General features: G+C 43.2%; 12 protein-coding genes. 3 read left to right on the plus strand and 9 right to left on the minus strand.

What is annotated here, in order from left to right; translation table 11 throughout:
• Positions 1-63: 63 nt before the first annotated feature.
• Together RMX98_RS08855 and RMX98_RS08860 are read right to left on the minus strand one after the other, a co-directional pair.
• Positions 64-276 (minus strand): hypothetical protein, encoded by a 213-nt coding sequence (locus tag RMX98_RS08855; protein ID WP_322676535.1) that lies wholly within the window; start codon positions 274-276, stop codon positions 64-66.
• Entirely contained in the window at positions 203-409 is a 207-nt protein-coding gene (locus RMX98_RS08860; protein ID WP_322676534.1) for a hypothetical protein, read from the minus strand. Before RMX98_RS08860 ends, RMX98_RS08855 begins: the two co-directional genes overlap by 74 nt.
• 584 nt (positions 410-993) lie before the next feature.
• On the opposite strand from RMX98_RS08860, the gene RMX98_RS08865 reads away from it, so the two are divergent.
• Complete coding sequence (locus tag RMX98_RS08865) at positions 994-3498, plus strand: calcium-binding protein (RefSeq protein WP_322676533.1); 2505 nt, start codon at positions 994-996, stop codon at positions 3496-3498.
• A 323-nt stretch (positions 3499-3821) separates the two neighbouring features.
• Here RMX98_RS08865 and RMX98_RS08870 read toward each other — a convergent pair whose 3' ends face one another.
• On the minus strand, positions 3822-5018 hold the full coding sequence (locus tag RMX98_RS08870) for a site-2 protease family protein (protein WP_322676532.1): 1197 nt from the start codon (positions 5016-5018) through the stop codon (positions 3822-3824).
• 343 nt (positions 5019-5361) lie between these two features.
• Positions 5362-5616: a photosystem I reaction center subunit PsaK gene (gene psaK, locus RMX98_RS08875; RefSeq protein ID WP_322676531.1), complete on the minus strand. Its 255-nt coding sequence runs from the start codon at positions 5614-5616 to the stop codon at positions 5362-5364.
• 110 nt (positions 5617-5726) lie between these two features.
• On the opposite strand from psaK, the gene RMX98_RS08880 reads away from it, so the two are divergent.
• A complete protein-coding gene (locus RMX98_RS08880; RefSeq protein ID WP_322676530.1) occupies positions 5727-6359 on the plus strand; it encodes a phosphoribosylanthranilate isomerase in 633 nt (210 codons plus the stop codon).
• A 126-nt stretch (positions 6360-6485) separates the two neighbouring features.
• Here RMX98_RS08880 and folE read toward each other — a convergent pair whose 3' ends face one another.
• The 5 genes from folE to RMX98_RS08905 form a co-directional block, all read right to left on the minus strand.
• Positions 6486-7193, minus strand: a complete 708-nt coding sequence (folE, locus tag RMX98_RS08885) for a GTP cyclohydrolase I FolE (protein ID WP_322676529.1) — start codon at positions 7191-7193, stop codon at positions 6486-6488.
• Positions 7194-7402: 209 nt separating this feature from the next.
• Entirely contained in the window at positions 7403-8128 is a 726-nt protein-coding gene (locus RMX98_RS08890; protein WP_322676528.1) for an SDR family oxidoreductase, read from the minus strand.
• Between the two features lie 358 nt (positions 8129-8486).
• Positions 8487-9467 (minus strand): acetyl-CoA carboxylase carboxyltransferase subunit alpha, encoded by a 981-nt coding sequence (locus tag RMX98_RS08895; protein WP_185586002.1) that lies wholly within the window; start codon positions 9465-9467, stop codon positions 8487-8489.
• Positions 9468-9565: 98 nt separating this feature from the next.
• Positions 9566-10585 carry a long-chain acyl-[acyl-carrier-protein] reductase gene (locus RMX98_RS08900; RefSeq protein WP_322676527.1) on the minus strand — a complete coding sequence of 340 codons (1020 nt, stop codon included), beginning with the start codon at positions 10583-10585 and terminating at the stop codon, positions 9566-9568.
• 159 nt (positions 10586-10744) lie between these two features.
• On the minus strand, positions 10745-11443 hold the full coding sequence (locus RMX98_RS08905) for an aldehyde oxygenase (deformylating) (RefSeq protein WP_322676526.1): 699 nt from the start codon (positions 11441-11443) through the stop codon (positions 10745-10747).
• Positions 11444-11623: 180 nt separating this feature from the next.
• Between RMX98_RS08905 and RMX98_RS08910 the strand changes: the two genes are divergently transcribed.
• Positions 11624-12451: a carbohydrate ABC transporter permease gene (locus tag RMX98_RS08910; RefSeq protein WP_322676525.1), complete on the plus strand. Its 828-nt coding sequence runs from the start codon at positions 11624-11626 to the stop codon at positions 12449-12451.
• The last annotated feature ends 62 nt before the right edge of the window (positions 12452-12513 follow it).

The following is a 12513-nucleotide window of genomic DNA, read 5'->3' on the forward strand; positions in this document are numbered from 1 at the left end:
CAGGGTAAGTGAGAGGTGTAGTATATCACGTACTTACATTTTACTCACTTTCACCTTGAAGTTTTAATAATTTCCCAAGTATTTGGATGTAGACATTTGCACGCATTTTTTTGTGTCCAGATGCCAGACTCTAACGTTATTGTCATAACTAACACTAGTAAGAAGTTTTGGGTCAGGGCTAAAGGCGATCGCTGTGACAATACTAGTGTTTCCATGCAGCGTTTTGTAGCGATCGCCATAGTTGCGAACCGACATCTTTGATGTGACCTGGGTCATAAGTGACTTCTCGCACCATTTCTAGATAAGTTTTCCCTTCCCAGGCGTAGCGAAATACAATCTCTTGCGCTTTGGTTAACCGTCCCCGTTGCAATAATCGCTCAACGAGTGCGATCGCTTCTTCAACCGTCATTTATTTCCGTAGTAGTACCAAGTTAATTACGATTTTCCCACGTTCGACTTGATTTTCTCACAAAAGTTTACGTAAATCTACCATAAAGATCCGACTTTTTTCCGACCTTTTCCGACCGTCGAAATTGATACAAGGCTATAGAGTATTGATGTGATTCAGTTGTAGTACAGAAATTTGCCCAATGATTAAACACAGGTAAAGTGTTTACCCAAACACCAGAAGGTATTGAGTGCGATAAATTTTTCATCTAATTGAGCCATAGCAGTTGTGAGCGACGATGTTTATTCGTTCGCTGGTTTCTTCTGACTAATGGTTTGGAATTGGGATGCGATCGCACTTAAGTTATCGGGGTTTGGAAGGAGTGATCGTTGATCAAGAAAGTGCAGAAAAGGTGCGATCGCCTTAACTAAGTCATTGTAATGATTTTCTTGTAACTTTGAGTGCCACAAGTTAGCACTTGTTGAAAAAACAGCTTTGCAAGGCTTAATTTTTTGTTAACTATTGCTAATAATCTTTGTTGCTCTGTGTTTGTATTACAAAACAACTTGATTTGTTACGCTCCCATACATTAGAGGAATTAGAAAATGGTATCCCTAAATCCCTTGTCTAATATCGATGCTGCGCTCGATGCTGCTAGTAGTAAACTTCGAACTTTTGTACCCATAGAGAAACCTAAAAATCCCCTTAAAGATGCAACAGAAACGATTTGGGGAAATTTTGGAAGACTTGCTTATCCTACAGGGGCTTTGAAGATACTAAAAGACAATCCATCTGCATCAGCGCTAACAGATGTTCAAAAAGGATATCTACGCCCATTTTTTGGCAGCCTTGTTGATCGAGTAAGTATACACTACAACGCTGTTTTGTTGGATGAGCTAGCATACGGTCAGAACTTCCCAAAAGTGAGACTTAACGATACCGAGGGACAAACTTTTGGACTCAATATTTACATTTCTAAACCAAACGAAAATTCACTTGACCAGTTAAGCATCATAGCTCATGAACTTGTCCATTCTAGGCAATACGAACAAAAAGGTAGTAGTTTAGTAGCATTTGGTGAAGATTACTTTAGAGGTTTCTATTCGGGTGGGCTAAAGTATGAAAACATTCCAATGGAGAAAGAAGCTTACGCGCTTCAAAATAAATTCATTGACGATGTAGCTCCTGTTATTGTTGGTATTGCTGCTAGATATTCTCTTGATGGATCTAGTGCTTATCCTCTTTTCGTTGATCCTAAAGATCCTAATAGTAAATACAACTACACTAATTTACTCAAAGCCGAGTATGATCCTGGTGAAGTTTTCTTTAACCTTGACGGTTCAACTACGTATGTTGTATCACCTCCTTCACCCAAACAGCCAGTTCCTTATGATTTGACTGGCGTAGATCAAGAAGCAGTTTCTCAAGCTTTCAGGTCTTTCTATTCCTACAGCCTACTCTCCTCAGATGAATCTGACTTTCTCCAAGGTGATTCAGGAAATAACAATATCTCCGGTCGCGCAGGAAATGATATTCTCAGCGGGGAAGAAGGGAATGACAAATTATATGGTGAGGCTGACAATGATGGTATCCTTGGTGGTACTGGAGATGATTTACTTGATGGTGGCACTGGAAACGACGAGCTACTTGGTGAAGCTGACAATGATCTCTTAGTAGGAGGTATAGGTGATGACAGAATCGATGGTGGTACGGGAATTGATTCTGTTAGCTATGAAACTTCCGTTAAAGGCGTGATCGTCAACATCGACGAAGCCCATATCTACAGCAATATTGCTTATTCCTTTGACCTCGAACCTTCCTTCACCATTGCCACAGGCACAGCCCTTGATGGTTTTGGTGACACCGACACCCTTCGCACCTTGGAAAACATCATAGGTTCTAACTACGATGATGTCTTAATTGGCAATGCACTGAGCAATACCCTCAATGGTTTAGCCGGAAATGACTTGCTCATTGGCAATGGCGGCGACGACACTTTGGACGGCGGTGAAGGCATTGATACCATTAGCTACCGTCGCTCATTCAATACTTCTAATATTGGTGTATCAATTGACCTGGCAAATAACCCTGCCTTCGACGGTATTGATGGACTCGATACCCTAAGAAATATTGAAAACGTCATTGGGTCTGAGTTCGCCGATCACCTGATTGGGGGCATAGGTAATGATTACCTTTACGGTCAAGACGGTAACGACACCCTCAATGGCGGCGTTGATAATGACAATTTATATGGTGGAGTTGGTGATGACAATCTTTTGGGAGGCGATGGCAACGATCTACTCTCTGGTCAAGAAGGGAACGACATTCTGAATGCGGGTGCTGGTGATGACTACCTAGAAGCTGGGTTAGGCAATGACCAACTCCTAGCCGGATCGGGTAACGACCAACTTTACGGCGACGCAGGCAACGATATTCTTGATGGTGACACTGATAATGACTACCTAGAAGCTGGATTGGGCGATGACCAGCTTCTAGGCGGCGACGGTGACGACCAACTATTTGGACAAGAAGGTATCGACACTCTTTATGGAGGCAGTGGTAATGACAAACTTCAGGGTGGCGACAATGCCGATATCCTGAAAGGGGAGGACGGAGATGATTATCTCTTTGGTAATGACGGTGAGGATCAGCTCTACGGCGGTGCTGGTAACAACTCGCTAGATGGTGGTGCTGGTAACGATGTGCTTTATGCCGATATCCCGCAAGTGCAGGACGAGGATAATTATCTCTTTGGTAATGACGATAGGGAGCCAATCTACAACAGGGGTGGCAACGACTATCTTACAGGTGGCGGTGACAATATCCTGAATGGTGGAACAGGTGAAGATACATTATACGGCGGTAGCGGTCGTGATATGTTTGTGCTGGCGAGCGAGTCTGGAAGTGACACTATTTTCAACTTTACAGTCGGTAGCGATTATCTAGGATTATTGAATGGTCTGACCTTTGAAGAGATCGCAATTACTCAAGGTATTGGCACCAAAACCAGCGATACTTTAATCAGCAAACAAGATGGTGAGCTATTAGCCACACTAATCGGAGTACAAGCCAATACCCTTAGTCTGTGGGATTTCGCAAATCTAGGATGACAATCTAATAGGCGATCGCATTTTTAACGTGACAAGCAGTGAGAAAGCGGAGAATTTTCACTTTCCCACTCCCATCAAGACTAACTAAAATTGCCGCAGTAAGTCATTTAGCGATCGCTCTTTCTGGAAACTTGTCTTCTAATGGGCGATGGCACTTGTCTCTATCACAATGATTTTATGATGTCAAACTCAGGATTAAAAAATAAAAAAGGTAGGAAGTCCTACCTTTTACCCAAAAAAAGCATTTTGTAACCAAATACCAAATTCAATATCACACACGCTTTTGACGTATCTATTGCAAACCTATGACGAGGGTGTGACGTTTAATTTGTAGCTGATTTCGCGATAACTCCCAGTTGCAACCCAGGCGGATAGCTACCTTCTTCCTTGATGCGCTTAATTTCAGCATCGGTTATCTGCAAATTTAACTTTTGTACGAGCGATCGCACAATATCTCCCCGGTCAATTACACCAGCTACAGCACCAGCCGGAGAAAGGACGGTAATTCTCGGTAACTGCTCATTTTCTAGCTTGTTAATAACCTCAGCGATCGCTGTGGATTCTGCAACGGTAGGTATTTCTGTCAGTGGACGTACTATGCTGTGTAAGGTTTCAATTTCCCATTCACTCCTTTGGGTTAAACGGAAATCGTCAATGGAAACTAGACCCCGATAACGTCCATCAGAAGCGGCAAAATAAACCTGTGAGGGATTGGTTTCTAAGAGGTATAAATCGGCAAAGGAACGTAATGTCTGGTCAGCATCAATTACGCGAAAGTCACGAGTCATTGCATCGGCTGCCACCACTTTCAGTAAGCTTTCTTGCAATGTAGTCATGTTGTCATAGGTGTTAGCGTTGCGGACAGCAAACCAACCTAACAGTGCAATCCACAAACCAAGTACTAACTCTCTAGTGACAAAATCTACAACAAATCCGAAAGCGATCGCAGCATAACCCAATATTTGCCCAGCCCTTGCAGCCCAATGTACCGCTTGAAAACGATTACCTGTGATTTGCCATAGTGCTGCTTTTAACACTTGCCCTCCATCTAGAGGTAAGCCGGGAATCAGGTTAAATAAAGCCACCACTAGGTTAATTCTCGCCAAATCTCCGACCATGACACTGAGTGGATTAGTATCATGTATTACAATAGCTATCAAACGCAGCAAGAAAAATAGGATGATACTTACCAAAGGGCCAGCGATCGCTACTTGAAAAGCTTTGAAAGGAGTTTTAGATTCTTCTTCAATGGCAGCAATCCCGCCAAACATAAATAGGGTAATTGAATTAACTCTAATACCTTGCGATCGGGCTACCAAGCTATGACCCAATTCATGCAATAGCACTGAAGCAAATAGCAGCAGTGCCATAACTATGCCAGCACTCCAAGCTATAACACTTCCCCATTCCTGATAAGCTACCCCAAAATTCAGGGTTGCCAACCCTAAAATCACAAACCATAAGGGGTCTAAAAACAGGGGAATTCCAAATAATGACCCAATTCTCCAATTTGTTTGCATTACATTGTCCCAAAACTAGATATCGCCAGTACTTTTTATACCGAAATACTATGCATATTCCTATACACATTTATATTGAGCATCAATTCGGTAGTAACAAGTGACGAAATGCTCTTATTTCTAGAATAGACAATTAATGCCTGTGAGCAAAACTCTGGAATTGGGAATTGGGCATGAGGTTAGGGTAAAGGTGAGAGGTAACAGGTGACAGGGAGTAATTAATCTATACCCTTTACCCTGTAACCTATTCCCTTCTTTACTCTCTACTCCCCCTGCCCAAAATCATTTTTAGGAGTTTTGTATTGATAGCGGGGTTACAAGTAACACCTCTGTCATCACAAAACTATAGACGACCGATGTTAGTCAGTCCTAAAACAATGCCAACGCCGATAATATGACCAAAAGCCATCGCTGCAACGAATGTTGGAATACTAATCGGCAGGATGGGGAACTTGGGGCCAACTAAGGGTTTTTCAATCCTAGTACTTAGTAAAACAATTACTAAGCTGCTGATGCTGATGATGATGCCGACTGTAGGATTCCACGCAGGTGTTGCGGGAACAGTTGCCTGAGCTGCTAGTAAAATAGATGAAATCAAGCTTTTGTCTCCTAAAATGTAAACCTACAAGATTATAAAATTACCAAGGCACAAAAGTTTTTCAGATAATTTAGAATTTGTTGATATTATTTTAAATTTGTTAAATTTTTATGCGCGTTAAGATTTGCGGCATCACTCAACCACAGCAGTCTATAGCGATCGCCTCTCTAGGCGCAACGGCACTAGGATTTATTTGTGTGCCAAACTCACCTCGTTACGTGACTACATCCCAAATTCGGGCAGCAGTGGCAGAACTCCCCGCAAATATTGACAAAATTGGGGTTTTTGCCAACGCTAGTATCGCTGAAATTAGTCAGATAGTTGTTGATTCTGGCTTGACTGGTGTGCAGTTACACGGGGATGAATTACCAGATTTTTGCTACCAATTACGTCAAGCTTTACCCAATGTCGAAATTCTTAAAGCAATGAGAATTCGTAGTCTTGAACATCTAGAGACAGCGACTGATTACACAAAATACGTAGATACTTTACTACTTGATGCTTACCATCCACAACAACTAGGTGGTACAGGCAAAACCTTAGATTGGACAATGTTAGAGCAATTTAACCCCAATTGCCCTTGGTTTTTAGCAGGAGGCTTAACAGCAGATAATATTGTGGAAGCTTTAAGTCAGGTTAGTCCTAACGGCGTTGATTTATCTAGTGGTGTAGAACGCACACCTGGAGATAAGGATTTAGATAAAGTAGCCAAGTTGTTTGAGAAATTGGGGAATAGGGAGTAGGTAGGGGGAGATGGCAACGCCAAAGGGGAAAGGGCAAGGGGCAAAGGGGAAAGGAAAGTTCCCTCCTTGTCCCTTTTTCCTACCCGAAGGGTTTTGCCCAATGTCTTATGCCCCATGCCCAATTCCCTAAAAGAATGCTGCTTGATGACGAATCAAGTCAAAAAATTCTTCGCGGGTTTTGTGTTCATCTTGGAATGCACCAACCATTGCGCTAGTGACAGTCCAAGAGCCTGGTTTCTGGACGCCCCGCATTACCATACACATGTGGCTAGCTTCCATCACAACGGCTACCCCTTGAGGTTCTAGAATAGTCTGGATTGCTTCGGCAATTTGGCGGGTTAATCTCTCCTGCACTTGCAAGCGGCGAGAATACATCTCAACAATGCGGGCCAGCTTACTCAATCCCACAACTTTTTGGTTGGGGATATAAGCAACGTGTGCTCTACCCATAAATGGCAGCATGTGGTGTTCGCACAGACTAAAGAAATTAATATCTCTAATTAGTACCATCTCGTTATGCCCTTCATCAAAGATGGCATCGTTAACGAGTTCTTCAAGGGATTGGTTGTAGCCACTGGTGAGAAACCGCATTGCCTCGGCCACTCGCTTGGGTGTTTTGAGGAGTCCTTCGCGTTCTGGGTCTTCGCCAACTCCCAATATTAGTGTCCGCACGGCGTCCTTCATCTCCTCCAGATGTTCCTCTTTTGGCGGGGACACATCCGCTTGTCGCCCGTTGTGGGTGTTGCGATCGGGTCTTGGAGTTATGGCTTCTGCCAAATCGGGAATCAGAGGTGATTGAGGGAAATTGGAACCGTTGGAACTAGCAATAGTCATGATTAAGTCTTGGTTATGGTTTAGTCATTAGTGATTCAATACTTTTCGGGTTTTGGCGAAAAGGGGAAAGGGAAAGGTTTTAATTCACCTTTCCCCCTTACCCTTTAACCTTTGCCCAGACCAAAAGAGAGATTGTTAGGCTTATCCGAAAAGTATTGATTAGTGATTGGTCATTAGTCATTTGCAAAAGACAAAGGACAAAAGACTAATTAGAGTGCGCCAGCACTGGGCATCAGGGTCAATTCATCAATCACTGCTTGTTGTGGTAAAAGAACTGTGTAGAGAATTGACTCAGCCACAATTTCCGGGGTTAACATTTTAGAACGGTCTAAGTTGATATGGACTGTTTCTGTATCCCAAAGTTCGGTATTGACTGCGCCAGGACAAATAGCTGTGACACGAATGCCGTGAGTGCGTTCTTCTTGTGCCAGGGTTTGAGAGAGGGCTATCAAACCAGCTTTGCTAACGCTGTATGCTCCCCAACCAGGAAAGGGTTGTTTGGCAGCAATTGAGGCAACGTTGATAATTGTGCCTGTGCCCCGATCGCGCATTGCAGGTAAAATTCCCACAATGCACTGAAAGACGCTGGTGAGATTCAAGTTAATTACCTGCTGCCAATCTTCTAGGGGAGTTTCGCTCAATGTGCCTGTATAGGCAAGGCCCGCATTGTTTACCAGAATGTTTATATCACCAAAGTCAAGAGCGATCGCTTGGATCTTTTCTTTGACTTCAAAGATCCGCGCCAAATCTACAGCATAAGCTTTCGCTTCCACCCCAGTATGCTCTACGGCTTCTCTTACCGCCTCCAACTTATCCAAAGAACGGCTGACTAGGGCGACATCTATTCCCGCTTTGGCAAAAGCTAAAGCCGTTGCTTTCCCAATTCCACTACTTGCCCCTGTAATCAGGGCACGTCGTTTTTGCTCAACACTCATGGTGTCTCCCAATTTTTTGGCAGTTCCCAAAACCTATTACCACCCAATTATTCACACTTCTTGGTTTAGATAGATTAAAGTAATCTAAAAATTTGATGATTTTCATTAAACAACTGCTATCATGCAGTGCAGCAATACTGGGTATATTGTAAGTTTTACCAGTGAAGACAACAAATCGTCGCCTGGAAAACCACGCCGTACACTCAAATTACATTAGCTTGATAACACAAAAGCTACTCAATCAAATTGAGTAGACTTACTAAACATGCAAATGCCTATGGCTAGATTGTTAAAAATCTTTAAGCACATAGGCAATTATAGCATTGCTGTTTTGCTAATCTATCATTATGGAGTTGCTTTAGTGGGCAACTTCTGTAAAAACACCAATTTTGCGGAATTTTTCATAGCGCAGTTGGCGGCGTTCTGGAGCGGTTAAACGATTGAGTTCGTCTAAGTTTTCTAGCAGCACTTGCTTGAGAGTGGTAGCGGCTTTTAAGGGGTCGGAATGAGCGCCACCAGTAGGTTCAGGCAGTATTTGGTCGATAATTCCCAACTTTTTCAGGTCGTGGGAAATAATTTTCAGAGCCACGGCGGCTTGGGGAGCTTTACCAGCATCTTTCCACAAAATGGCGGCACAGGCTTCGGGGGTGGCGACTGTATAAACTGAGTGTTCAAACATGAGTAGGCGATCGCCTACGCCAATACCGAGTGCGCCGCCGGAACCACCTTCACCAATGACTGTGCAGATAATTGGCACATCCAAACAGAACATTTCCCGTAAGTTATAAGCGATCGCTTCTCCTTGACCTTGGTGTTCTGCTTCTACGCCAGACCAAGCTCCCGGCGTGTCGATAAAAGTTAGTATTGGCATACTAAACTTGTTGGCGTGTTCCATCAACCGCATGGCTTTGCGATAGCCACCAGGGTAAGGCATTCCAAAGTTACGGGCAATATTGTCTTTGGTATCACGCCCTTTTTGATGACCCAACATCACCACAGGTTGCCCACTCAGACGACCAACACCACCAACTAAAGCCGGATCGTCACCACCACAGCGATCGCCATGCAATTCCATCCATTCATCACTAATGGCCTGAATGTAATCGAGAGTACTAGGGCGGCGCGGATGACGAGCGACTTGTAATCGCTGGGACGGGGATAGACTAGTGAAAATTTCCTCACGTAGTTGCATAGCGCGTGCTTCTAGTTGACGAATTTGACCAGAAACATCGACGCCATTTTCTTCTGCAAGTTGCCGAATTTGATCGATTCGGGTTGCGAGTTCTGCTAGGGGCTTTTCAAAATCTAACAGTAGCGGTTTACGCTCGGTAGTTGCCATCGTAGAGGTTATAAGTACGAGTTATAAGTTATCTATCCTTTGTCTGTTGTAAGTTGTCAGTTGTCAGTTGTCCTTTGCAAATAACAAATGACTAATGACTAAACCAGTAACGGTCTAAATCCATGTTTCACTGATACCTTACCAATCTGCTCCATTTTGTCTACGGTAATCTGATTCCGCCCCCACGAAAAGTTCGTGTATAACTTCTCAAATTCCAGCAGCATTGATTCGGCAAAACAAGCAAACAACTGGCGGGCTGGCACGTCCATATTGACGATTTTCATAATTTTCCAGTCAATATCGAGGGAATGCTCTACAATCCCACCATTTAACACATATACACCAGGATGCTGAACTTTTGTTGCTAAGTTTTTCGGATAGCCGCCATCAATCAATAAACAGGGTTGTTTCAAAGTGGTCGGGTCAATTTCTACGCCTCTGGGCATACTAGCAACCCAAACGACAATATCCGCTAAGGGTAGTGCTTCTGTCAAACCCATGATTTTTCCTCGCCCTAGTTCGCCTTGCAGTTCTTTGAGGCGTTCTTGATCGCGGGCGATTAACAAAAGTTCTTTGACATCTGTTTTCGCATCTAGCCAACGGGTAACTGCACTACCAATATCCCCAGTTGCCCCACATATAGCAACAGTTGCGTTTGATAGATCGATTCCTAGTCGTTTTGACGCTTCTTCCACCTGTTTACAAATAATGTAGGCAGTATGTGTGTTTCCTGTGGTGAACCGTTCAAACTCTAGTTTGATATTGCGGACTTGGCTAAACTGATCTAACTTAAAGTTTTCAAAAATAATTGAGGAAAATCCGCCTAAAGCTGTGATATTAATGCCATGCTTCTGTGCATGGGCCATAGCGTTGAGAATTTTTCGCGTTGCGGCTTTGATGCGGCGACTAGCTAGCATTTCCGGCAAAAAGCAAGATTCTACATACCGTCCTTCAATTTGTTGTCCAGTTACACTGGTGACAATAATGTTATCGACAATTTGGGGCGGGGCGCTGCACCAAAAGTCTAGCCCTTGATCGGCATATTCTGGGTATCCCAATTCTTGAGCTACCGATTGAGCGTGTTCTAAACTAGTCAGATGTCCAATTAGACCAAACATGTAGTGATTATTAAGCTTATGCTGTCTTGAGGCGTGGAATAATTTAAGTGGTTTATGTCCTGAGTTCTAAGTCCTGAGTTGTGAAGTTCTGAATTTAAATTTGAACTACTCAGCACTGTTGTACAGACGCGATAAATCGCGTCTCTACTCAGCACTTTTTTAAGCGGCGATGAGTCCGTAGGCTGACAAGCGCATGATATCGCGAGTCGTAAAACCTATGTTACTCAATGCTTCTCCGTATTGAATCATAAAATCTTCTACTAAAGCATCTTTTTCCATTGCCATTGTGTGAGCGTCACCTTCTACTTGGTTGAGCATTTTCCAGACTATGGGTAAATTTTGGCGATTTGCAAGTTCAAGTTCAGCTTTCGATTCTGTGAAATGTTCTTTCAGCCAAACTTCTCCAAAATTGAGGTGGCTATATTCTTCTTTTACAACTCCTTCAGTGATTTTACGGGCAAAAGCATCGGCGACGGGGATGTAAATGTTATATGCTGCGATCGCAAAACATTCGATAATCAAAGATTGAATCAACAGACAAGTGACGACCTTGCCTTCCGCCGCTGCTGTTTGGAAATTCTGATGTAGTCCAGAGAAAAATTCTTTGGCAAATGGCAAATCTGGGGTGACATCCAAATTGCGCCCACAAGCTTCAAATCCTTTCTTGTGACGGCTTTCCATTTTGGAAAGTCGAATCAATTCATCATGAGATTCGGGCAGAAGTTCGGCTAGGGTGATGTAATTTTCATGGGCTTCTTGTTCCCCCTCAATCACGATCGCATTAATCCGGCTATAAGCATCTTTGTATGTTTCGCTCTTGAAATCTAATTCTTTAAATTGGTCTGCAAGCTGCTGCATGGTTATGTTTACTCCTGTAAACTTGAATTATTTGACACCAGGATTCAATTTACCCTATGAACTGAGGGTAACAATCTCTGTGGTTTTATTTAACTTAACAAGTAGACTATGTTTATAGATTAATGGTTGCTGGGGGCAATGCTCTAGTACTAGCGAAATAAATGCTTTGCAGCTCAAGTTATGTCTAAACCAAACCCGAATGTGAAATCTGGTGATTTTTTGAGCCTAGTAATCTTACTGCTAGGGGCATTTACTGTTCTACTACCACTGTTTGTGGTCTTTCTCACCTCCTTTGCACCGACATCCGCCAGCCCAGAAAATTTGTTCAAAAATAACTGGTCTTTAGCAAATTACCGCGCTGCGTGGCAACAAGGAAAATTTTTGCTGGCGTTTGCTAATTCTACCTTGGTAGCGATCGCTGTGACGGCGTTTCAGGTTGTCACTTCTGCTTTGGCTGGTTACGCCTTAGCACGCTTGAAGTTTCGCGGACGCCAAGCACTGCTATTAGTCGTTTTAGCAACTTTAGTGATTCCCTTTCAGTTATTGGTGATTCCCATCTTTTTGGTTTTGAAGTGGGGACACCTGATAAATACATACTGGGCAATGATTTTACCTACTGCGGTTAACGGATTTGGGATTTTCTTATTACGTCAGTATTTCCAGACAATTCCGGTGGAGTTAGAGGAAGCCGCAGCTATAGATGGGGCGAACCGATTGCAAATTTTGTGGCGAGTGATGTTACCTTTAGCCCGTCCAGCTTTGGTGACGCTATTTTTATTCACCTTCATCGGCGAGTGGAATGATTTATTTAAACCTCTGGTATTTACGACACGCCCGGAATTAAGAACGGTGCAACTAGCGTTGGCTGAGTTTCAGGAGCAATTTACGAATAATTGGCCCTTGATGATGGCGGCGGTGACTATAACAACAGTTCCAGTGATAGTACTATTTCTCATTGGTCAGCGTCAGTTTATTCAGGGTATTGCCACGACGGGGATTAAAAATTAGGTTCAGGATTCAGGCGGTGAGATAAAGCTAAAAATAGTTGTAAAGGAAATCCCGCAGAAGAA

The sequence above is a fragment of the Nostoc sp. DedQUE02 genome (assembly GCF_034531035.1).
GTDB lineage: Bacteria > Cyanobacteriota > Cyanobacteriia > Cyanobacteriales > Nostocaceae > Nostoc.